Source organism: Candidatus Nitrotoga sp. BS (genome assembly GCF_927797785.1).
Classification (GTDB): domain Bacteria; phylum Pseudomonadota; class Gammaproteobacteria; order Burkholderiales; family Gallionellaceae; genus Nitrotoga.
In genome coordinates, this window is sequence record NZ_CAKMLL010000048.1 from 1 (window position 1) to 21,465 (window position 21,465).

Sequence of the window (21,465 nt, forward strand, 5' to 3'; positions counted from 1 at the left end):
AATGAGACAGGCACCATTGTTATTAGTTCCATTAATTACGGTTCACTACACTAGAAGCTCACGTTTTTATCGCATCACCAGTTACCTGTAAATCATGGCATACAAGGGTGTGTACCCCATGATCGCTGTTAAAATTGCTTCGGCTAATACAATCAAGGGCGAGTAGTTACGCTTCGAGAATCATTTCATACGATGTTTGGCTAAAAAATGCCCGTCGGACTGGAACTGTACATTATTGATGATCATGGCGTTCGGCGCGTCAAAGTTAGCGGCTCTGAATAGCTGATTTCAATGGCGCTGCCTCTTTGCACCTAAGGTTAAATTGTCTGGAGTAAAAATATTGCTCGATATAGTTTGCTCAAGTGAGGTGGAAAAAAGCTTGCCATAGATTTTCGGAAAAATGCCTCAGCTATCTATGTCAAACGGGACAAACCTCGAACGAAATTCCGTATTTCTTAAAAACGGTTGGTCTACCTGACTATTTTTGGTTGATGGCTTGAAAAAAATTGAGACACGCAAATGGCTCCGACGGTAGTGCGATTGACCGTTTGTGTTTTCACGGGTAGCATAGCTGCCTCCGTTGTTTTGAAAGGCTCAGTTAAAATGCAACGCAAATTCATTGTTGGAAATTGGAAGATGAATGGAGCGCTGACCAATAATGAGGCTTTGTTGAAAGAAGTGGCGAATGGCTTAGCGCAAATGCCGACAGTAGATTGCGCAGTGTGCGTGCCTTTTCCCTATCTGGCACAAACGCAATCGCTGCTGCGTGACACCTCCATAAAATGGGGAGCGCAGAATGTACATCAAGCGAATAATGGAGCCTACACTGGCGAAGTAGCTGTTTCCATGTTACGTGACTTTGACTGCGATTATGTGATCGTTGGACATTCCGAACGACGCCATTTATATGGCGAAAGTAATCTGCTGGTAGCTGAAAAGTTCGCTGCAGTTCAAGAAGCAGAGTTATTGCCAATCATGTGTGTTGGCGAAACGTTGGAACAGCGTGAAGCCGGTATAACAGAAATGGTTGTAGCAGAACAACTGGCTGAAGTTATCAAACTGCGAGGTGTGCAGTCGTTCCGCACTGCGGTCATTGCTTATGAGCCCGTCTGGGCTATAGGAACAGGCAAGACTGCCACACCAGAACAGGCGCAAGAAGTACATGCTTTTATACGCAAACATATTGCCGGTTTAGATGAGGGATTTAGTCAAGCTTTATGTATACTTTACGGCGGTAGTGTTAATGCTTCCAACGCAGCCGAACTGTTCTGCATGCCGGACATTGATGGTGGACTTATCGGTGGTGCATCACTGGCTGCTAAAGATTTCTTGGCTATTTGCAACGCTGGACAAAAATAAATTCGATATTTTGGAGTAGTACGTGGAAAGTTTCGTTTGGACTATACATGTTTTAACTGCAATAGTACTGGTTGGCCTGGTGCTGGTGCAGCATGGCAAAGGGGCGGACATGGGAGCTGCTTTTGGCACTGGTTCAGCTGGGAGTGTGTTTGGCTCAAGCGGTTCAGCCAATTTTCTGAGTCGTAGTACGGCGATAGCGGCGGGTATATTTTTTATTACCAGCATGTCGCTAACATATATATACGCACATCCATCGCAATCTCAAGGTGTAATGGATAAGCATGAAGTGTCAAAGTCGGCGGAGCCGCCAGCTAAACCCGCTTTAGCGCCTGGCGATGCAACTGGTTCGAAGTCGCAAGAAATACCAAAATAATAAAATTATGCCGATGTGGTGAAATTGGTAGACACGCTAGCTTGAGGGGCTAGTAGCGTAAAGCTGTAGCAGTTCGAGTCTGCTCATCGGCACCAAATACTCAAGCCAAAGTTTTCTGGGCTCTGGTTAACTAAACTAGAAATGCATTCCGTGCGTCAAATTTGTATGACGCGAAATGAATGGGGGAGGCTCAGATGTTGGAAAATTATTTTCCGATCTTATTATTCATAGTCGTTGCGCTTGCAATGGGTGTGGCGCCGTTGCTGTTAGGCTGGCTAGCTGCGCCTAATCGACCAGACAGCGCAAAGCTCGCTCCTTATGAGTGCGGCTTTGGGGCGTTTGAAGACGCACGAATGAAATTCGACGTGCGTTATTATCTCGTTGCTATCTTGTTCATCTTGTTCGATCTAGAAATCGCGTTCATGTTTCCTTGGGCGGTGGTGCTGAAGGAAATCGGTTTGTTTGGGTACATTTCTATGTTAATTTTCTTGTCTATCCTCGTGGTCGGATTTATTTACGAGTGGAAAAGGGGTGCTTTGGAATGGGAATAGAAGGAGTTCTAGAAAAGGGCATCGTTACCACATCCTTGGATGTTCTAATCAATTATGCACGTACAGGTTCGCTGTGGCCAATGACTTTTGGCTTGGCATGTTGCGCGGTAGAAATGATGCAGGCGGGCGCCTCGCGATATGATCTTGATCGCTTTGGCATTACATTCCGTCCCAGCCCGCGCCAGTCTGACGTGATGGTAGTGGCGGGAACACTATGCAACAAGATGGCTCCAGCGCTGCGCAAAGTGTATGACCAAATGGCAGAGCCACGTTGGGTAATCTCGATGGGGTCGTGCGCTAATGGCGGTGGCTACTACCATTATTCCTATTCGGTTGTCCGAGGTTGCGACCGCATTGTGCCAGTGGATATATATGTGCCAGGTTGCCCACCGACTGCTGAGGCATTGTTGTATGGCATTATTCAATTGCAAAACAAAATCAAACGAACTAACACAATTGCACGCTAGGCTTATGTGCAATATTCACGATAAAAGACATGATGCTATTGGTTCCCATTCAAATGAGAGCCTGTTTGTTATCTGGGGGGCGCAGACAGCTCATGCTTTGATCTTCGCGAACTCAAAAACATCCTCGTTAAATTTGATGCATAAAACACCGGCGTAAAACATGGCTGCTAATTTAAACATCTTGACTGCTAAATTGAACACGATTTTCGCTAACCAAATAGTGAGTCTGGAAAATTCTCTGGGTGAGCTGACTTTAGTCGTTAGTGCCAGTGACATGCTGGCAGTGCTGACGCGCATGCGCGACGATCCCGATTTGCGTTTCGAACAAATGATGGATCTGTGCGGGGTGGATTACTTTACTTATGGAAGTGAAATTTGTGAAGGCGGCGCGTATCTGAAATCCGATATAGCTCTTGATGCATACACTTCTCGATTTGCCGTGGTCTATCATCTGTTGTCGGTAACCCATAATACACGCTTACGCGTGCGCGTGTTTGCCACAGACGATGACCTGCCAATGCTAAGTTCCGTAGTAAACATTTGGCCGTGTGCCAACTGGTACGAGCGCGAGGCCTTTGATTTGTATGGAATTGTATTTACAGATCATCCGGATTTACGCCGCCTGCTCACCGACTACGGTTTTGTTGGCAACCCTTTCCGTAAGGATTTTCCATTATCAGGTCATGTTGAAATGCGCTATGACCCAGAGCAGCAGCGCGTAATTTATCAACAGGTATCGATTGAACCGCGTGAACTTGTTCCTCGCATCATTCGTGAAGAACATTACGGGGGTTTGAAATGAAAGCCAGAACCTTGAGCGACAGAGGTATGGACGCGCAGATAGCAAATCTGCCAGGGGTTTTGCATTTCTCTTCTTTTTTAGGCAACAGAGGCGAAGGCTTTATATCATGGCTGAAATAAAAAATTACACCATGAACTTTGGGCCACAGCACCCATCCGCACACGGCGTATTGCGCCTGGTTCTGGAGCTGGACGGTGAAGTAATTGAGCGCGCTGATCCGCATATCGGCTTGCTTCATCGCGCTACTGAGAAGCTGGCTGAGCACAAGACATATCTGCAATCGTTGCCCTATATGGATCGCCTCGACTACGTGTCGATGATGTGCAACGAGCATGCCTACGTCATGGCCATCGAAAAGCTGCTTGCTCTCGAAGTGCCATTGAGAGCTCAGTATATTCGGGTAATGTTCGACGAAATTACTCGAGTTATGAACCATCTGTTGTGGCTTGGAGCACATGCGCTGGATATTGGCGCAATGACTGTGTTTTTATATGCTTTCCGTGAGCGCGAAGACCTGATGGATGTTTACGAGGCAGTATCCGGCGCACGGTTGCACGCAGCATATTACCGACCAGGCGGGGTGTATCGAGATTTACCTGACTCCATGCCTTTGTATCAGGCATCCAAGATTCATAATGCCAAGGCTGTAAAGAAGATGAATGAGAACCGCGAAGGTTCCTTACTTGACTTTATGGAAGACTTTACAAATCGTTTTCCCACCTGCGTGGATGAATACGAGACTTTGCTGACCGACAACCGAATATGGAAACAACGTACCGTCGGCATCGGCGTGGTCACTCCGGAACGCGCGCTAGCGCTCGGCTTCAGCGGCCCCATGCTGCGCGGCTCCGGTATTGTTTGGGACTTGCGCAAAAAACAACCTTACGAAGTATATAACCGTATTGATTTCGATATTCCCGTGGGAGTCGAAGGTGATTGCTATGACCGATATCTGGTGCGTGTAGAGGAAATGCGCCAGTCGAACCGTATTATCAAACAATGTATCAGCTGGTTGCGTCAGAACCCCGGTCCAGTGATAGTAAATAATTTCAAGGTAGCACCTCCCAAACGTGAATCGATGAAGCAAAATATGGAAGAGTTGATCCATCATTTTAAGCTATTTACTGAAGGTATGCATGTCCCACCCGGCGAGGCATATGCGGCAGTAGAGCATCCTAAAGGTGAATTCGGTATATACGTTATTTCTGATGGGGCGAACAAGCCTTATCGCCTGAAGATCCGTGCTCCAGGTTTTGCTCATATCGCTGCGCTGGATGAAATGGCGCGTGGTCATATGATTGCTGATGTAGTGGCAATTATTGGTACGCAGGATATAGTTTTTGGTGAGGTTGACCGCTGATGGATACCTCAAGTTATTTTGAATTCGTCATTCCTGTAAACGCCGCATCAGAAAACCGGATTCCCGCTTTTGTGTCAACGGCATTTTTAGAGGTTTCTTGATGTTATCCGAGCAAATTCGAGCAAAAACAGACCATGAGCTGAAGAAATATCCGCCCGATCGGAAGCAGTCAGCCGTTATGGCTGCATTGCGTTTCGTACAAGATGAAAAAGGTTGGATAGACACCGAGGACATGGCCGATGTTGCGTCCTATCTTGGCATGCCGCAGATGAGTGTATATGAGGTGGCGACTTTTTATAACATGTATAACCTCAAGCCTATGGGTCGGCATACGCTCACGGTATGCACTAATCTGTCCTGCCAATTAGTGGGGGCCGTGGAAACATTGAATTATATTAAGAGCAAACTCGGTATTGGAGTTGGCGAAGTAACAGCTGACGGTAAGTTTGGTTTGCGCGAAGGCGAATGTCAGAATGTCTGTGATGAGGCACCGCTATTTATGATCAACAACAAAAAAACGTGCGGTCATCTCACTAAAGAAAAGATCGATCAAATTCTTGCGGAATTGGATAAAGAATGAGTACACCCATTCTTCTAAATACTATGCATTTCGACCAGCCATGGACACTGGAGAATTACCTCAAAGTGGGTGGCTACCAGGCGCTGCGCAAAATTTTGGCAGAAAAGATGACGCCCGAGTCTATCATTGCCGAAGTCAAGAGTTCCGGCCTGCGCGGTCGCGGAGGTGCCGGTTTCCCTACTGGCTTGAAATGGAGCTTTATGCCACGCAACTACCAGGGTGATAAATATCTGGTATGCAATTCTGATGAGGGCGAGCCGGGCACCTTCAAGGACAGAGATATTCTGCGCTTCAACCCACATATTCTCATAGAAGGCATGGCTATCGCCGCCTACGCCATGGGAGTTAAAGTAGGCTACAACTACGTACACGGCGAGATTTTTGAGGCCTATGAACGCATGGAGGCGGCTGGTGAAGAAGCGCGTGCAATGGGCTATATGGGTAACAATATCCTGGGCAGCGACTTCAGTTTCGAGCTGCATAATCATCTGGGCTATGGTGCCTACATATGTGGCGAAGAAACTGCACTTCTCGAATCACTCGAAGGCAAGAAAGGTCAGCCGCGTTTCAAGCCACCGTTTCCGGCAAGCTTTGGTTTATATGGCAAGCCAACTACGATTAACAACACCGAGACCTTCGCCAGCATTCCTTACATTATTAATAACGGCGGGCAAAACTTTCTGGAACTTGGCAGACCGAACAATGGCGGAATCAAATTATTTTCCATTTCTGGTCATGTTAAACAGCCAGGAAATTTTGAGGTACCACTTGGAACGCCGTTCAAAACGTTGCTGGAAATGGCTGGAGGTATGCGCGGTGACCGTAAGTTAAAGGCTTGCATACCAGGTGGATCTTCCATGCCAGTTTTACCTGGCGAGATTATGATGGATCTCGACATGGACTATGATTCCATCGCCAAGGCAGGTTCTATGCTGGGCACAGGTGCAATTATTATCATGGACGACACTACCTGCATGGTGCGCGCGCTAGAGCGCCTGTCCTACTTTTATTTTGAAGAATCATGTGGCCAATGCACACCGTGCCGTGAAGGCACTGGCTGGTTGTACCGGATCATACACCGTATCGAAAATGGGAAAGGACGCCCGGAAGACTTGGATTTACTGCTTGATCTATGCGAGAACATTGCCGGCCGCACAATTTGTGCACTTGGCGATGCCGCCGCGTGGCCAGTACAGGGCTTTCTTAAGCATTTCCGTAGCGAGTTTGAATATCACATCGAGCACAAGCGTTGCTTGGTAAAAGACTGACGGTGAGGTGAGCAATGATCAACATTGAAATTGACGGCAAGCACATCGATGTGGAAAACGGATGCTCTGTGATAGAAGCTGCGCATCGCTTGGGTATTGCTATTCCCCACTTTTGTTACCACAAAAAATTATCCATCGCGGCTAATTGTCGTATGTGTTTGGTACAGATAGAAAAGGCGCCCAAACCGCTGCCCGCTTGTGCTACACCAGCAGCTGAAGGCATGAAAATTTATACTGCCTCCGAACAAGCTGTAAAAGCGCAAAAAGGCGTAATGGAATTCTTGCTGATTAACCATCCATTGGATTGCCCGATATGTGATCAAGGCGGAGAATGCGAGTTACAGGATCTAGCGGTCGGCTACGGTGGTAGCGCCTCGCGTTATAAGGAAGAAAAACGTGTCGTGTTGCACAAGGATATTGGCCCCTTAGTAGCTGCCGAAGAGATGAGTCGCTGTATCAACTGTACACGCTGCGTGCGATTCGGCGTCGAAATTGGTGGAGCAACGGAACTGGGACAAGCTTTCCGGGGTGAACACGCGGAAATTATGGCTTTCATGTCCGATACGGTTGATTCCGAACTGTCCGGTAATATGATAGACCTTTGCCCGGTCGGCGCGCTCACCAGCAAACCATTCCGCTATAGCGCCCGAACTTGGGAACTATCACGCCGTAAATCTATTAGCCCGCATGACAGTTTAGGTTCCAACCTGGCGGTGCAGGTTAAAAACAACCGAGTGATGCGTGTATTACCAATTGAGAATGAAGAAATAAACGAGTGCTGGCTGTCTGATAAAGATCGCTTTAGCTACGAAGGGTTGAACTCAGCTGAACGCCTTACTAAGCCAATGATCAAACAGGGTGGAAAATGGCTGGAAGTAGAATGGCAAGTCGCGCTGGAGTATGTGGCTAACGGACTGCGCCAAATTACTCAGAAGTCGGGGGCGGAATACATAGGCGCGTTAGCCACGCCAAACTCTACACTAGAAGAGCTTTATTTATTGCAAAAATTGGTGCGCGGCTTGGGAAGTCATAACGTGGATTTCCGTCTGCGGCAGTCTGATTTCAGCACCGACAGCAAGCAGACCGGTGCGCCATGGTTAGGTATGGCAGTGGCAGATATCAATCATGTTGACCGCTTTCTGTTAGTAGGCAGTTTTTTGCGCAAAGACCATCCGCTACTAGCTTCACGCGTCCGTCAGGCAACAAAGAATGGTGCACAAGTTAATCTGATACATGCTACCGATGACGATCTGCTGATGCCAATCGTCCACAAGGAGATCGTTCCACCGACCGGAATGACTACGGTCTTGGCGCAAGTGTTGAAGGCTTTGGCGACAGCCAAGCAAGCTACATTAGACATTAGTGTGCAAGAAATCGTTCAGTCTGTAACACCATCAGCTACCGCACAGGCAATGGCTGATAGTCTTGCCAGCGGTAAGCGTGTTGCTGTTCTGCTCGGCAACTTCGCGCAGCAACATCCACAAGCGTCACAACTACAATTGCTGGCGCAGCACATCGCCGCGCTCTGCGAAGCAACATTTGGCTTCTTCGGCGAAGCAGCTAACAGTGTAGGTGGGTATTTGGCGCAAGCAGTGCCATTCTCCGACGCTGAAAAACACGGTATGAATGCCTCCGCAATGCTTACCTCGCAGCGCAAGGCTTATATCTTGCTGAATGTCGAAGCCGAACTGGATATGCAGAACCCGCAGCAAGCATTATCTGCAATGAGCACCGCAGATATGGTTGTGGCATTGAGCGCATATAAGCACCATGCTACCGGATACGCAGATGTGTTATTACCGATTACTCCATTTACTGAAACTGCCGGGACTTTTATCAGTTCCGAAGGCCGTGTGCAAAGCTTCAAGGGAACAGTCCAACCATTAGGCGAGGCGCGTCCAGCATGGAAGGTGCTACGCGTCTTGGGGAACATGCTTGACATACCTGGTTTTGATTACAACAACAGCGAAGCAGTTCGCGATGAAGTGCTGGTTGGTACAGATCTGTCTGCCAAACTTGGCAACCACTTGCATGGTGTGTCGGCGCAAGCTGAAACTTTTGATGTCGCTGGCTTACAGCGCGTTAGCGATGTGCCGATCTATGCCACTGACGCCATTGTGCGTCGCGCCGCTTCGCTACAAAAAACCCGCGATGCCGCCACGCCGCGTGCGCTGATGCATAGCGTGGAACTGGAGAAGCTCAACCTGCAATCTGGTGAAACAGTCAAGATAACGCAAGGGCATGGCAGTGCGCGGCTACCTATAATTGCAGATGACAGTTTACCGCATGGTGTTGTGCGCGTTGCTGCTGGCCATGCGGTAACGGCCGAACTGGGCGCAATGTTTGGAGCTATTATGGTGGAGCGCGCATGACAGAACTGCTGCAATACTTGCAAAATATGCTTGGAGTGGCTTGGCTGCCAATCTGGACGTTGGTCAAAATTCTGACCATCGTTGTACCCATCATGCTGACAGTAGCATATCTGACCTTGGCGGAACGTAAGGTAATCGGCTATATGCAGGTACGGATTGGTCCTAATCGGGTCGGTTATTTTGGACTACTACAACCACTTGCCGATGGTCTCAAGCTCCTACTCAAGGAAATTATTATCCCGTCTGGTTCGAACAAATTTCTGTTCGTAATCGCGCCCGTTCTTGCGCTGATACCAGCTTTGGCGGCTTGGGCAGTGATCCCGTTCTCCGAGGGCATGGTGTTGACCGACATCAATGCTGGCCTGCTCTATATCTTGGCCATGACATCACTTGGCGTGTACGGCATAATCATCGCTGGCTGGGCGTCCAACTCTAAATATGCCTTCATAGGTGCCTTGCGTTCGGCAGCGCAAATTGTGTCCTACGAAATCCCCATGGGTTTTGCCTTGGTATGCGTGCTAATGGTCTCGCAGAGCATGAATTTAGGCGACATAGTGCTTGGTCAAAAAAGCAGTACTGGGCTGTTCGGCTGGTATTTCATCCCCTTGTTCCCGATGTTCGTGGTGTACTTTATATCAGGTGTAGCAGAAACTAATCGTGCACCCTTTGACATGGCCGAAGGTGAGTCTGAAATTGTGGCCGGCTTCCACGTAGAATATTCTGGTATGACGTTTGCGCTATTTTTCCTAGCTGAATACGCCAACATGATTATGATTGCCATACTCTCCGTGATTATGTTCCTTGGCGGTTGGTTGCCTCCATTTGACATTGCCCCCTTTAATTTACTGCCAGGAATTTTCTGGCTGCTCGCCAAAACATCATTTATGCTGTTCCTGTTCTTATGGTTCCGCGCTACCTTCCCACGCTATCGCTACGACCAGTTGATGCGGCTAGGTTGGAAGGTTTTTATTCCTCTCACGCTGGTCTGGGTAGTGGTGATTGGTGCCTGGATGCAAACTCCCTATTGGCTGTGGTAAAGCAGTCAAGGATATAAAAATGGAAAAGATCACAAATTTTTTTAAAACTTTCTTACTTCTGGAGCTAGTGAAAGGCATGGCTTTGACCGGGCGACATTTTTTCGCACGCAAAATCACAGTTCAGTTTCCCGAAGAAAAAACACCACAAGGTTTCCGTTTTCGTGGCCTGCATGCGCAACGTCGCTATCCTAATGGTGAAGAACGCTGTATTGGTTGTAAATTATGCGAAGCAGTATGTCCCGCGCTTGCAATCCACATTGAAACCGAAGAACGCGCCGATGGAACGCGCCGAACCACACGCTATGACATCGATTTAGTCAAGTGTATTTTTTGCGGGCTATGCGAAGAATCTTGTCCCGTGGATGCCATTGTAGAAACCCGCGTTCTGGAGTACCACGGTGAAAAGCGCAGCGACCTTTACTACACCAAACCGATGTTGCTGGCGGTAGGTGAGAAACATGAAGCGCAAATTGCCAAAGATAGGGCGTCGGACGCAAAATACCGTTAAGAGCATCTATCAATCACTGTTATTCCTTTGGAGATGTGTATCCAGATTGTTATCAAAAAGATACTGCTGAAGCTTGCGTCTATTTGGTTTGTCATAGGTGAGAATGCTTATTTCAATGATATATAGGTGACCTTCATGGTTCCGAACACAGTTAAAGGTTTGAAAATATGTTGATGAGTTTTGATACATTTGTTTTTTATATGTTTGCCGCAATTACCGTGTTTGCTTCGTTGCGCGTCATTACTGCGCGCAACCCGGTACACGCTGCACTGTTCTTGGTGTTGGCTTTTTGTAGCGCGGCTGGCATCTGGATATTACTCGAGGCGGAGTTTCTGGCTATTACTCTTGTTCTGGTGTATGTCGGCGCGGTGATGGTGCTCTTTTTGTTTGTAGTCATGATGCTGGACATCAATCTGGAGCAGTTACGCATAGGTTTCTGGCGCTGGTTTCCGTTCGGCGCAGCACTGGCTGTCATCATGGTGTTCCAGATGGTATGGGTACTGGGCAACCGCCAGACTGCTGAAACAGGCGCGCAAGTAATCAAACACGCTGCCAATTACAGCAACACTAAAGAACTGGGACGCTTGATTTACACTGATTATGTTTATCCATTTGAACTGGCGGCGGTATTACTGTTAGTAGCGATTGTAGCTGCCATCGCGCTCACGTTACGCCGTCGTAAAGATGCTAAATCACAGGAACCAAATAAGCAGGTGCTGGTTAAAAAGGCAGACCGCCTTCGCATTGTATCGATAGCAGGAGATAGTAAAGTGGACAGCGCGCAATAGTGGGTTAAATATACTTCTACATCATTGCTGCAAAAACATGATCTAGTTTATTTACAAATTGTTGTGCTGAATTGCTAACCGCTTAGGATGACTTATAACAGTGTAGCGGCATATGCCATGCTTACATGAAGATTCAATAAGGAAAGTATATGTTGAACTTGAATTTGTCACATTATTTAGTGTTCGGAGCGATCTTGTTTGCCATTGGTGTGGTGGGCATATTTCTGAACCGCAAAAATATCATCGTACTGTTGATGTCCATAGAATTGATGCTGCTCGCAGTAAATACAAATTTTATCGCCTTTTCACATTACCTGAATGACATTTCCGGACAAATATTCGTGTTCTTTATCCTCACTGTGGCTGCCGCTGAATCAGCTATCGGCTTAGCAATTCTAATAGTGTTATTCCGTAATCTGCGTACCATCAACGTAGATGATCTCGGCAGTTTGAAAGGTTAACAACGCAATGAGTACTATGGGAAATCTGTATTTACTGGTTCCGTTGGCTCCCTTGGTTGGCGCAATAATTGCCGGATTGTTTGGCAAGCTACTGGGACGGACATGGACGCATCGAACAACCATCCTGTTGGTGGCTACGTCTTTCGTAGCCTCACTGGTGATTTTTCAGGATGTTATGGCCGGGCATACATTCAACGGCACCGTTTATCAATGGATGATCTCGGGTGATACTCGATTCGAAGTTGGTTTCCTGATTGACCGCCTGACCGTGATGATGATGCTGGTGGTGACTTTCGTGTCCCTGATGGTGCATATTTATACTATAGGTTATATGTCAGAAGATGCGGGCTATCAGCGCTTCTTCAGTTATATTTCGTTGTTTACCTTCTCTATGCTAATGCTGGTAATGGCCAACAACTTCCTCCAGTTGTTTTTTGGCTGGGAAGCGGTAGGTTTAGTATCCTACTTATTGATTGGCTTTTGGTACACACGCCCCACGGCAATTTACGCCAACATGAAAGCTTTTTTAGTCAACCGTGTAGGAGATTTTGGTTTTTTACTCGGAATTGGCTTAGTGCTGATGGTGTTTGGCACACTGGATTATGCTGCAGTGTTTGCCAGCTCGCACCTTTACGCCAACGACATAGCACCGATCCCTGGTGTATCGTGGAATGTGATTAGCGCTATCTGCATTCTGCTGTTCATAGGCGCGATGGGTAAATCGGCGCAGTTTCCGCTGCATGTCTGGCTGCCGGACTCGATGGAGGGTCCAACTCCGATTTCTGCACTGATCCACGCTGCGACTATGGTGACCGCTGGAATCTTTATGGTGGCGCGCATGTCACCACTATTTGAAATGTCCGATACAGCTTTATCCTTTGTTATGGTGATAGGCGCTATTACCGCGTTATTCATGGGCTTCCTCGGCATTATTCAAAACGATATAAAGCGTGTGGTGGCCTATTCCACGCTGTCTCAACTAGGCTATATGACAGTAGCGCTTGGCGCATCTGCTTATTCAGTGGCTATTTTTCATCTAATGACCCACGCTTTTTTTAAGGCGTTGCTTTTCCTCGCCGCTGGTTCAGTGATTATCGCTATGCATCATATTCAGGATATCCGCCAAATGGGAGGCTTGCGTAAGTATATGCCTATCACTTGGTTCACCTTTCTGATCGGCTCGCTAGCGTTAATTGGCACGCCGTTTCTATCTGGCTTCTATTCCAAGGACAGCATCATTGAAGCAGTTGCGTTGTCACATCTTCCTGGATCTGGTTTTGCCTACTTTGCAGTGATGGCAGGTGTTTTCGTTACAGCCTTCTATTCTTTCCGCTTGTATTTCTTGGTGTTCCATGGGGAGGAACATTTCGGTAAAGCTCATTCTGCTGCTCATGGCTCTAAAAAGACTCATCAAGACGACCATGCTGACACTCATGACGCGCACGATGATCACCATGGTTTAGCTCCAGATCAAAAACCACACGAAACCTCATGGGTAGTCTGGATGCCTTTAGTGTTGCTGGCAATCCCTTCTATGGTCATTGGTTACCTTGCTGTCGAACCCATGTTGTTTGGCGACTATTTCAAGGGTGCGATTTATATCAATCATGAGTTACACCCTTCTATGGAAGAACTGAAACACGAGTTCCATAGCGCTTGGGCAATGACAATACATGGGCTTTCTTCTTTACCATTCTGGCTGGCAGTAGCCGGGGTAGCGCTGGCGTGGGTTTTTTATCTGAAAGTTCCTCGCTATCCTGAGGCAATCAAACAGAAATTTAACTTCATATATAGCGTGTTGGATAACAAATACTACTTTGACCGTTTCAATGATTGGTTCTTTGCCTCTGGTGCTCGTAAGGCGAGCCGCTGCTTATGGAAATTTGGCGATATAAAACTGATTGATGGCCTAATGGTAAATGGCACATCGCGTTTGGTCGGCATGTTCTCCAACGTGTTGCGCCGCATTCAGACCGGTTACATTTACCACTATGCGTTTTCCATGATTATCGGCGTATTTCTGCTGCTTACGTTACGCACGTGGTTCGAATAATACGCACAGAGTGAAACTGAAGGAATAAGCATGATTTTTGGATTTCCCCTATTAAGCGTTGCTATCTGGTTGCCCATTATTTTTGGGATGCTGGTTTTAGCCACTGGCAATGATCGCAATGCATCGTTAGCGCGGGTCATCGCGCTTGTTGGTTCGATTCTTGGCTTCCTGGTTACTATCCCGCTGTATCTTGGCTTTGACAAGATGACCAGTGCCATGCAGTTCGTTGAGTTGCGCGACTGGATTACCCACTTCAACATCCACTATCACCTCGGCGTAGACGGTATTTCGGTACTATTCGTAATACTTAACAGCTTCTTTACTCCGTTAGTTGTGATCGCTGGCTGGAAGGTAGTCGAGAAGCGTGTTGCTCAATATCTGGCTGCGTTTCTCATTATGTCCGGCTTAATCAATGGCGTATTTGCATCGCTCGACGCAGTGCTGTTTTATGTATTCTGGGAAGCCATGCTGATCCCGATGTTCATCATTATCGGCGTATGGGGCGGCTCTAATCGCGTTTATGCTGCGATCAAGTTTTTTCTGTACACCTTTTTAGGTTCGGTGCTAATGCTGATTGCGCTTCTATATCTGTACATCCAGTCCGGTGGCAGCTTCGCAATCCTTGATTACCACCAGATGTCTATCCCAATGACTGCACAGATACTTGTATTCATTGCATTCTTTATGGCATTTGCTGTAAAAGTGCCAATGTTCCCGGTACACACTTGGTTGCCCGATGCCCACGTAGAAGCGCCTACCGGTGGCTCCGTGATACTAGCAGCGATTATGCTGAAAGTTGGAGCGTATGGCTTTATTCGCTTCTCCATGCCTATTGTGCCAGATGCCAGTCACTACCTTGCTGGCATGATGATCGCGCTGTCGTTAATTGCAGTGGTCTATATTGGACTGGTTGCATTGGCCCAAACAGACATGAAAAAACTGGTGGCGTACTCCTCTATTTCGCATATGGGTTTCGTTACGTTGGGTTTCTTTATTTTTAATGCCTACGGCATGGAAGGTGCGTTACTACAGATGATTTCGCATGGCTTTATTTCCGGTGCACTCTTTCTGTGTATCGGTGTGCTGTATGACCGTATGCATACACGCAATATCGCTGACTACGGCGGTGTGGCCAACAAAATGCCAGTATTCGCAGCATTCTTTGTACTGTTTGCCATGGCAAATGTTGGACTGCCCGGCACCAGCGGTTTTGTCGGTGAATTCATGGTGATAATGGGTGCTGTCAAAGTTAACTTCTGGTATGCCTTCGCTGCCGCTAGCATACTGATTTTCGGCGCAGCCTACACGCTGTGGATGGTAAAGCGAGTAATTTTCGGCGCGGTTGCTAATCAGAACGTAGCGCAATTAACCGACATTACTATGCGTGAAAAATTGATATTTATTATTTTGGCGCTGACTGTGCTGATCATGGGCCTATATCCACTACCATTTACCGAAATTATGCACACATCCGTGAATGACCTGCTGGTACATATTGCCCGCTCCAAGTTATAAGCTATCATCAACTGAGGAATTTATGAGTTACTTGTCCACCTTATCCTCCGCCTACGCAGAAATCTTTCTGCTGGTGATGGCGAGTTCAATCCTGATCGTGGATCTGTTTGTCACCAATCCAGGCAAAACGCTGACTTACGTATTGGTGCAACTTACTCTTCTAAGTTGCGCACTGATTACCGTAATGACCCATGAACCAATCGTGGTTCACCTGTTCAACAACATGTTTGTGGACGACTTAATGTCCGATGTACTCAAACTATTCAGTTATCTAGCCATATCCATGGTGTTAGTGTATTCGCGCAGTTATTTAATGTTGCGCGGACTCTTCACAGGCGAATTCATGGTGCTGACATTGTTTGCCCTGCTCGGCATGATGGTGATGATTTCCGCTACCCACTTTCTTACGCTGTATATTGGGCTGGAATTGCTGTCACTCAGCCTGTATGCAATGGTTGCGCTGCAACGTGATTCCGCCACTGCCACTGAAGCGGCGATGAAATATTTCATTCTAGGCGCACTTGCTTCCGGCTTGCTATTGTATGGAATGTCCATGTTATATGGCGCTACAGGCACACTTGAAGTTGCAGCAATCTCCGACGCCATCATGCACGGCGTAGATAACAAGGCACTACTGGTATTCGGCTTGGTATTCGTGGTGGCGGGTCTAGCTTTTAAGATTGGTGCCGTTCCATTTCACATGTGGGTGCCAGACGTTTACCATGGCGCACCAACTGCTATAACCATGCTGATTGGCTCCGCTCCCAAGTTGGCCGCCTTCGCTTTCATTATGCGAATTTTAGTAGACGGTTTACAGCCGCTGGTGATGCACTGGTCCGGAATGCTGGCGATCCTCGCTGTACTATCTATGGCTGTTGGCAATATTACCGCTATTGCACAGACTAATCTTAAGCGCATGCTGGCTTACTCAACTATCGCGCATATGGGCTTTTTATTGCTAGGCGTATTGAGCGGCGGCATTGATGGCTATAGTTCCGCCATGTTCTACGTAGTCATCTATGTGTTAATGAGTCTAGGTGGTTTCGGCATGATCATGCTGCTATCGCGTGAAGGTTTCGAAGCTGACAAGCTTGACGACTTTAAGGGACTCAATCAGCGCAGCCCTTGGCTTGCTTTCATGATGCTTATATTGATGTTTTCTATGGCGGGGGTGCCACCAACAGCAGGCTTCTACGCCAAACTTTCTGTATTACAAGCGGTAGTGGGCGCCGGCCACATCCCTCTTGCTGTGATGGCTGTAATGTTTTCGTTGATAGGCGCGTTTTATTATCTACGTATCGTTAAGCTGATGTACTTCGATGCCCCAGAATCCCATGTCCCAATTGCTATCCAGCCTGACAGCGGCCTGCTGATTTCAATTAACGGGCTGGCAGTATTGGCCTTGGGTATTATGCCCGGCACATTGATAACAGTATGCGCAGTGGCGGTGCAGAAGTCATTGATGTTGCATTAAACGGATCTGCAATGTCGAAAACAAAAACTCCCGCATTCTGCGGGAGTTTTTGTTTTCGACTGAGTGATTACGACACATTTATTCGTTATCTCACAATTTGTCAGATGCACTTATGCACCCCGTGCTTCTCTCCTCCGGATACGGCCACCCAATTAGAGGTCAGGTGATAGCTAAGCTTGCCTATCTGGTACTTATACGATGGTAGAGATCGGGGGGCCATTTCAGGGTACATTACACGACGGTAAGTCGCGCACAGTACGGATGTTTGAGGAATACCGAAAAAATTTTGTAACTTTAGAACTGTCCCCCGTTCTTTATATCCCTTCCGCTGGAATTTTTACCCTTTCTCGCTGAATTATAAATATAAATTCATTGAGTTACGTTTATGAATGAGAGTTAATTACTCATGAGCAACCGTATTCCCGTAGGACATATTACTGCATTTATAGTGTGGGTCGTTATATTTAGCGCGGTATATATTTATTTTGATGTTCACCAGGAACCTAAAGTTGTCGTAGCTATTAAAAATTTACCTTCTAATCAGATTGTCATACCAAGATCTACGGATGGACATTATTATGTCAGAGGATCAATTAATGGCCATCCCGTTGATTTTATGGTTGATACTGGTGCCAGTATTGTTTCTGTCAGCAAAGTATTTGCAAACTCTGCTAATTTGCCGAGCGGGATCCCGGCAAGTTTTTCAACGGCAGGCGGCATTGTTCAAGGGGAAATTACTTCTGACCAAATCGTTGAGGCAGGTGGTCTAGCCGTAAATGGGTTGAGTGTAAGTGTCGGTATTCATGGAAAAATGGCATTGCTTGGCCAGAATTTTTTGCGTAGAGTAGATGTTATACAGTCAAATGACACCATGACATTAAGAATTAGAGAGGAATAAAAGCTAGCAAGGTGATGAGAAAGCAACGGGGGTCAGAGTAAATTTAATGTGCAGTTACGCACTACCTCCAGTTACCAACAGTTACATTCATTTTATTTTACTCTGACCCCGATTACTTGATGAAGATTCGCTGGTCTGAGGCTGCAATCCAAGATCGCCAATAAAAGGGGAGCGTCCCCTTTTTCTTTGTGATAGCGCTGCACAAAGTAAAAATGGCATACGCCGCTTGACATGATCCTCATTGAGTTATACTGTATCTACACGGATATACATAACGGAGGTGTGAGATGAAACTGCAAGTATCGAAGTGGGGCAACAGCTTGGCCGTGCGATTGCCGGTGGAATGCACTCGCGCTGCTGGCCTGAAAGAGGGGGATAGTGTCGAGGCCAGCATCACCCCGGCGGGGGCAATCACCCTGGCGCCTGATAGAGCATTTGACAAGGCCGCTTTCCTGGCGCGCATTACCAGGCTGCACGCTTCCATGCAGATGACTGTGCCGGTAGTGGAAACCATGCGTCAAGAAGAACGCTACTGATGATTTATGTGGATACCAGCGTGATCGTCCCGCTGCTGACCGTCGAGCCGAAAACACAGGGTGTGACCGCTTGGTATGCCGGGCTGCGCGATACGCCTGCCAGCTCGGATTGGCTGTTGACAGAATTTTCCAGCGCAATATCTATCAAGCTGCGCACTGGCCAGATCAACGAGGCAACCGCAAAGCGGGTGCGTAAGGAGTTCGAGTTGCTGGTGGATGGCGGCTTGCGCATTGTGCCAGTCAGCCGCGATGCGTTCACACAAGCTGCGGTAATGGTCAGGCGGCACGGTAGCGGCCTGCGATCCGGTGATTCATTGCATCTTGCCGTTGCCCTGGAGTTGGGCGCAAGCCACATGGCGACGCTGGACGGTACTCTGGCAGCGAACGCAAAACACAATGGGTTGGAGTTGGTCGAGTTTTGAAACACTGCGGCTTGTGACGGCATCAGGCAAAAGCAATGGAACTGGCAATCGTGTTCGCTGGAGAATAAAGGGTAGCGTCCCCTTTTTCTCGATTGTGGCGCGCAATGCGTTACGAATCGCTTCGTCACATAGAATCGACTGCCGCCGGTAAGTGACCACCGTAAAGAAATAGCTTGAGCCTGCAGCCATTGCGCGGCGATAACGTGACATGTCTGTTTACTCCAAAATGACGAATCCGCGTGGGCACAAAACGTGCCCACCTTACATGGCTTTAAAGACGGTATCTACATGGCTAGCTCGACGAAAAGAGCACCTTTGCTGTCGCTGGATCACTTGCTCGCGCCTCTTGTATGAAGAGCTCGAAAGCATGATGCAGTTGTGCAAGTGCTTTGCCTTCTTTGAAGCGCCAACTATCAACGCGCCAAGGACGTTCGCGGCCAGTAAGTTCCTTCTTGATCTGGACGAGTTCGCCGGAGTTCAGATCAAAAACTGTCTCGATGCTCCGATCAAAATACTGGATCGATACGCTCGGTGTCTTGCGTGGTTTGCCGTTCTTGAAAAAGGTACCGATACCAAACGAGGTCTCGGATTTGAAGATGTACCAACCTGCGGATTGGAGTTCAGAGCTGAAAAGCTCGATATATTCCGGCAGAGTATCACGGGGCGGAATATCTGAAATAACTGGAGCGGTGGCTTCTGCATTTAATGCGCGTTCACCGCTCGACAACTCAACCAGTGCGATTAGTTTCAGTTTGTAATGCTTTTGAGTATGAGAGCCTGGCTCAACACTTACTAATTCTTCATTGGACAAGGAGATCGGCACGATTTGTCGCGGCTGCCCAGGTCGGCTTCCGCCATTGTAGGTAATCGTGACAACTTCACCTGTACCCGCAGTTCTGGCAATTAACTCAACAATTTGCATCTGATTGCGCCCTCGCGTTAAATTAGGCGTCACCGCGTGAGCGCCGCAACTGCAGTTGGTGCGGCCGTAATAGCTGCTGCGAACAAGCTACTGATTACTTGTTTAGTTGCCTCGTTGGCTGACCCCTTTGCGCCAAATTTTAGTGCCGATTTAACCTGAGAAATGAGCGTGACCTTCTTCTCCAGCGAGTCAGGCGCATAACCAAGAACTGTCAAGCCCTTCAGAGTTAGTTGTACCTGGAGGAATGTTGTACCGTCCAAGAAATGATCTGAGAAGTGGATGAAATCCTCCTTAGCGAGAAACTTTATTGCTTCGAAGGTCGACTCCAAGTCGTTGAAAGTCGGCTCGGCTGGTACAGAATCTGGCGTTGCCGCTTCAGAAATTTCGGCGACTTTCAGCTCAGTCGGTACAGGGAACGCATCGTATAGCTTATCTAACGTTACTAGCACAACGCGGTTGAAGTGATCGATATTGGATTTAGATGACATGACGAGATGTTGGTGAGTGATGCCTAACGAGGCTGTAGAAAAACCCTGTTTTCAAAGAAAGCAGGTATCGTAACTTGTTGATTTTTCATAAGCCGATTTTCACAATTTTGAGTATTTCTACAACGTCAACGTAAAGTTAGAACACACTGCACAAATAGGCTGCGAGATGGAGCAAAAACTTAAATGCGGAATAGAAGTGCTGCGCGCCTGGAAATAATTGGGGTCAGAGTAATATTAATTCGCAGTTTAAAGCGTCCGCTGGATTTTTTTGTTAGCTTATTTTTCTTTCATTAAGTAAATATTTATGCAATTCTCTTTCGCTTCGCATGACATAAAGAATGTATACCTTATCATCTTCAATTCGGTAAAAAATACGGCATGGGTTTATAACAATTTCTAAATATCTTGATTTTTCTAACTCTGGCGGTTTACGTCCAGACGCTGGAAACTGCTCAAGCCGTTCTGTACTAGAAAAAACTTTTTTCACTAGATTGATTGCAGCACTTGGCTTATCAAGAGCGATATATTCTGCTATTGCATCAAGGTCTGATAGCGCAGGTTCTGTCCATATTACTTGAGCCATTTACTCATTTTATTTTTTGCTTCTGTCTGAGTATAAATACGGTTTTCTAAAATAGCTGTTTCACCTCTTGATAGCCCCTCTAAGATTTTCAATCGATTTTGCATCATTTCATAATCTTGTACATCGATGAGATATGCAGACGCTTGCCCATGTTCAGTGATAAGTACAGGCTCTTTAGAATCATGTAGTTCAGCCAGTATTTTGGTAGCGTGGCGTTTTAATGTGGTAACTAATTCAATTTTCATAAAGTGATACTATACTGTCACTTCAATGCTTGCAACTATTTTTTACAGCTAAGAATGATATTGACATAATCTGTTTTTAATCTAAATATCAAATGCTTGGTATCTTCTGCCGCGCTCAGCCTAACAAGTTCCACCTGCTGCTTGCGAATAGGCCACTCATGCGCCCAGCACGGCAAACCCAGTCAAGCGCAACCGCAGCAAATAGCGGCTGTCGGCTTCCAATGTGCGCAGGAGGCGGCCTGATGAATGTGTTCCTTGTGCAGCGAGCAGAGCAGCTTAAACAGTATTGATACCTGGCCCTGTTACACCAATCAAAAACTTACAGCCAATGCCGTTGTCATGGTCGCACTACTGTTAACCATATGATTATTTCTTGTGAAAATACTATCTTTGCTATTCAATG

Annotated in this window: 23 protein-coding genes and 1 tRNA gene; 20 read left to right on the forward strand and 4 right to left on the reverse strand. The window is 47.1% G+C overall.

What is annotated here, in order from left to right; translation table 11 throughout:
- Positions 1-603: 603 nt before the first annotated feature.
- The 20 genes from tpiA to MJ769_RS05150 all read left to right on the forward strand — a co-directional run bounded on the left by tpiA (position 604) and on the right by MJ769_RS05150 (position 18,824).
- Positions 604-1,359: a triose-phosphate isomerase gene (gene tpiA, locus MJ769_RS05055; protein ID WP_239234864.1), complete on the forward strand. Its 756-nt coding sequence runs from the start codon at positions 604-606 to the stop codon at positions 1,357-1,359.
- Positions 1,360-1,381: 22 nt separating this feature from the next.
- Positions 1,382-1,732: a preprotein translocase subunit SecG gene (secG, locus tag MJ769_RS05060; protein WP_239234865.1), complete on the forward strand. Its 351-nt coding sequence runs from the start codon at positions 1,382-1,384 to the stop codon at positions 1,730-1,732.
- A gap of 9 nt (positions 1,733-1,741) precedes the next feature.
- Positions 1,742-1,827, forward strand: a tRNA-Leu gene (locus MJ769_RS05065).
- 99 nt (positions 1,828-1,926) lie between these two features.
- Positions 1,927-2,283 (forward strand): NADH-quinone oxidoreductase subunit A, encoded by a 357-nt coding sequence (locus MJ769_RS05070; protein WP_239234866.1) that lies wholly within the window; start codon positions 1,927-1,929, stop codon positions 2,281-2,283.
- Positions 2,274-2,750 carry a NuoB/complex I 20 kDa subunit family protein gene (locus MJ769_RS05075; protein ID WP_239234868.1) on the forward strand — a complete coding sequence of 159 codons (477 nt, stop codon included), beginning with the start codon at positions 2,274-2,276 and terminating at the stop codon, positions 2,748-2,750. Before MJ769_RS05070 ends, MJ769_RS05075 begins: the two co-directional genes overlap by 10 nt.
- 160 nt (positions 2,751-2,910) lie before the next feature.
- A complete protein-coding gene (locus MJ769_RS05080; RefSeq protein WP_239234870.1) occupies positions 2,911-3,552 on the forward strand; it encodes an NADH-quinone oxidoreductase subunit C in 642 nt (213 codons plus the stop codon).
- A gap of 106 nt (positions 3,553-3,658) precedes the next feature.
- Positions 3,659-4,912: an NADH-quinone oxidoreductase subunit D gene (locus tag MJ769_RS05085; protein WP_239234872.1), complete on the forward strand. Its 1,254-nt coding sequence runs from the start codon at positions 3,659-3,661 to the stop codon at positions 4,910-4,912.
- 100 nt (positions 4,913-5,012) lie between these two features.
- Positions 5,013-5,492 (forward strand): NADH-quinone oxidoreductase subunit NuoE, encoded by a 480-nt coding sequence (gene nuoE / locus MJ769_RS05090; protein ID WP_239234874.1) that lies wholly within the window; start codon positions 5,013-5,015, stop codon positions 5,490-5,492.
- Entirely contained in the window at positions 5,489-6,760 is a 1,272-nt protein-coding gene (nuoF, locus tag MJ769_RS05095) for an NADH-quinone oxidoreductase subunit NuoF (protein ID WP_239234876.1), read from the forward strand. Before nuoE ends, nuoF begins: the two co-directional genes overlap by 4 nt.
- 14 nt (positions 6,761-6,774) lie before the next feature.
- Positions 6,775-9,132 carry an NADH-quinone oxidoreductase subunit NuoG gene (gene nuoG / locus MJ769_RS05100; protein ID WP_239234878.1) on the forward strand — a complete coding sequence of 786 codons (2,358 nt, stop codon included), beginning with the start codon at positions 6,775-6,777 and terminating at the stop codon, positions 9,130-9,132.
- A gap of 8 nt (positions 9,133-9,140) precedes the next feature.
- Positions 9,141-10,169, forward strand: a complete 1,029-nt coding sequence (gene nuoH / locus MJ769_RS05105; RefSeq protein ID WP_445083069.1) for an NADH-quinone oxidoreductase subunit NuoH — start codon at positions 9,141-9,143, stop codon at positions 10,167-10,169.
- A gap of 19 nt (positions 10,170-10,188) precedes the next feature.
- Positions 10,189-10,677 carry an NADH-quinone oxidoreductase subunit NuoI gene (gene nuoI / locus MJ769_RS05110; protein ID WP_239234880.1) on the forward strand — a complete coding sequence of 163 codons (489 nt, stop codon included), beginning with the start codon at positions 10,189-10,191 and terminating at the stop codon, positions 10,675-10,677.
- Positions 10,678-10,850: 173 nt separating this feature from the next.
- Positions 10,851-11,465, forward strand: coding sequence for an NADH-quinone oxidoreductase subunit J (locus MJ769_RS05115; RefSeq protein ID WP_239234904.1), 615 nt, complete (start codon positions 10,851-10,853; stop codon positions 11,463-11,465).
- Positions 11,466-11,614: 149 nt separating this feature from the next.
- Positions 11,615-11,926: an NADH-quinone oxidoreductase subunit NuoK gene (nuoK, locus tag MJ769_RS05120; RefSeq protein ID WP_239234882.1), complete on the forward strand. Its 312-nt coding sequence runs from the start codon at positions 11,615-11,617 to the stop codon at positions 11,924-11,926.
- A 7-nt stretch (positions 11,927-11,933) separates the two neighbouring features.
- Positions 11,934-13,979 carry an NADH-quinone oxidoreductase subunit L gene (gene nuoL / locus MJ769_RS05125; RefSeq protein WP_239234884.1) on the forward strand — a complete coding sequence of 682 codons (2,046 nt, stop codon included), beginning with the start codon at positions 11,934-11,936 and terminating at the stop codon, positions 13,977-13,979.
- A 30-nt stretch (positions 13,980-14,009) separates the two neighbouring features.
- Entirely contained in the window at positions 14,010-15,494 is a 1,485-nt protein-coding gene (locus MJ769_RS05130) for an NADH-quinone oxidoreductase subunit M (protein ID WP_239234886.1), read from the forward strand.
- A gap of 22 nt (positions 15,495-15,516) precedes the next feature.
- Positions 15,517-16,968, forward strand: coding sequence for an NADH-quinone oxidoreductase subunit NuoN (gene nuoN / locus MJ769_RS05135; RefSeq protein WP_239234888.1), 1,452 nt, complete (start codon positions 15,517-15,519; stop codon positions 16,966-16,968).
- 406 nt (positions 16,969-17,374) lie between these two features.
- Positions 17,375-17,866 carry a retropepsin-like aspartic protease family protein gene (locus MJ769_RS05140; protein ID WP_239234889.1) on the forward strand — a complete coding sequence of 164 codons (492 nt, stop codon included), beginning with the start codon at positions 17,375-17,377 and terminating at the stop codon, positions 17,864-17,866.
- A 287-nt stretch (positions 17,867-18,153) separates the two neighbouring features.
- A complete protein-coding gene (locus MJ769_RS05145) occupies positions 18,154-18,402 on the forward strand; it encodes an AbrB/MazE/SpoVT family DNA-binding domain-containing protein (protein ID WP_239234891.1) in 249 nt (82 codons plus the stop codon).
- On the forward strand, positions 18,402-18,824 hold the full coding sequence (locus tag MJ769_RS05150) for a type II toxin-antitoxin system VapC family toxin (protein WP_239234893.1): 423 nt from the start codon (positions 18,402-18,404) through the stop codon (positions 18,822-18,824). The genes MJ769_RS05145 and MJ769_RS05150 overlap by 1 nt, the downstream gene beginning before the upstream one ends.
- A gap of 292 nt (positions 18,825-19,116) precedes the next feature.
- Here MJ769_RS05150 and MJ769_RS05155 read toward each other — a convergent pair whose 3' ends face one another.
- The 4 genes from MJ769_RS05155 to MJ769_RS05170 form a co-directional block, all read right to left on the reverse strand.
- On the reverse strand, positions 19,117-19,746 hold the full coding sequence (locus MJ769_RS05155) for a hypothetical protein (protein ID WP_239234895.1): 630 nt from the start codon (positions 19,744-19,746) through the stop codon (positions 19,117-19,119).
- 29 nt (positions 19,747-19,775) lie between these two features.
- Entirely contained in the window at positions 19,776-20,234 is a 459-nt protein-coding gene (locus MJ769_RS05160) for a hypothetical protein (protein ID WP_239234897.1), read from the reverse strand.
- A gap of 271 nt (positions 20,235-20,505) precedes the next feature.
- Positions 20,506-20,817 carry a type II toxin-antitoxin system RelE/ParE family toxin gene (locus tag MJ769_RS05165; protein ID WP_239234899.1) on the reverse strand — a complete coding sequence of 104 codons (312 nt, stop codon included), beginning with the start codon at positions 20,815-20,817 and terminating at the stop codon, positions 20,506-20,508.
- A complete protein-coding gene (locus MJ769_RS05170; protein WP_239234900.1) occupies positions 20,805-21,062 on the reverse strand; it encodes a type II toxin-antitoxin system Phd/YefM family antitoxin in 258 nt (85 codons plus the stop codon). The genes MJ769_RS05165 and MJ769_RS05170 overlap by 13 nt, the downstream gene beginning before the upstream one ends.
- Positions 21,063-21,465: the final 403 nt, after the last annotated feature.

Coding starts and splice junctions, on each gene's coding strand:
- tpiA (WP_239234864.1), top strand. CDS start 604: ATGCAACGCAAATTCATTGTTGGAAATTGGAAGATGAATGGAGCGCTG.
- MJ769_RS05070 (WP_239234866.1), top strand. CDS start 1,927: ATGTTGGAAAATTATTTTCCGATCTTATTATTCATAGTCGTTGCGCTT.
- MJ769_RS05075 (WP_239234868.1), top strand. CDS start 2,274: ATGGGAATAGAAGGAGTTCTAGAAAAGGGCATCGTTACCACATCCTTG.
- MJ769_RS05080 (WP_239234870.1), top strand. CDS start 2,911: ATGGCTGCTAATTTAAACATCTTGACTGCTAAATTGAACACGATTTTC.
- MJ769_RS05085 (WP_239234872.1), top strand. CDS start 3,659: ATGGCTGAAATAAAAAATTACACCATGAACTTTGGGCCACAGCACCCA.
- nuoE (WP_239234874.1), top strand. CDS start 5,013: ATGTTATCCGAGCAAATTCGAGCAAAAACAGACCATGAGCTGAAGAAA.
- nuoF (WP_239234876.1), top strand. CDS start 5,489: ATGAGTACACCCATTCTTCTAAATACTATGCATTTCGACCAGCCATGG.
- nuoG (WP_239234878.1), top strand. CDS start 6,775: ATGATCAACATTGAAATTGACGGCAAGCACATCGATGTGGAAAACGGA.
- nuoI (WP_239234880.1), top strand. CDS start 10,189: ATGGAAAAGATCACAAATTTTTTTAAAACTTTCTTACTTCTGGAGCTA.
- MJ769_RS05115 (WP_239234904.1), top strand. CDS start 10,851: ATGAGTTTTGATACATTTGTTTTTTATATGTTTGCCGCAATTACCGTG.
- nuoK (WP_239234882.1), top strand. CDS start 11,615: ATGTTGAACTTGAATTTGTCACATTATTTAGTGTTCGGAGCGATCTTG.
- nuoL (WP_239234884.1), top strand. CDS start 11,934: ATGAGTACTATGGGAAATCTGTATTTACTGGTTCCGTTGGCTCCCTTG.
- MJ769_RS05130 (WP_239234886.1), top strand. CDS start 14,010: ATGATTTTTGGATTTCCCCTATTAAGCGTTGCTATCTGGTTGCCCATT.
- nuoN (WP_239234888.1), top strand. CDS start 15,517: ATGAGTTACTTGTCCACCTTATCCTCCGCCTACGCAGAAATCTTTCTG.
- MJ769_RS05140 (WP_239234889.1), top strand. CDS start 17,375: ATGAGCAACCGTATTCCCGTAGGACATATTACTGCATTTATAGTGTGG.
- MJ769_RS05145 (WP_239234891.1), top strand. CDS start 18,154: ATGAAACTGCAAGTATCGAAGTGGGGCAACAGCTTGGCCGTGCGATTG.
- MJ769_RS05150 (WP_239234893.1), top strand. CDS start 18,402: ATGATTTATGTGGATACCAGCGTGATCGTCCCGCTGCTGACCGTCGAG.
- MJ769_RS05155 (WP_239234895.1), bottom strand. CDS start 19,746: ATGCAAATTGTTGAGTTAATTGCCAGAACTGCGGGTACAGGTGAAGTT.
- MJ769_RS05160 (WP_239234897.1), bottom strand. CDS start 20,234: ATGTCATCTAAATCCAATATCGATCACTTCAACCGCGTTGTGCTAGTA.
- MJ769_RS05165 (WP_239234899.1), bottom strand. CDS start 20,817: ATGGCTCAAGTAATATGGACAGAACCTGCGCTATCAGACCTTGATGCA.
- MJ769_RS05170 (WP_239234900.1), bottom strand. CDS start 21,062: ATGAAAATTGAATTAGTTACCACATTAAAACGCCACGCTACCAAAATA.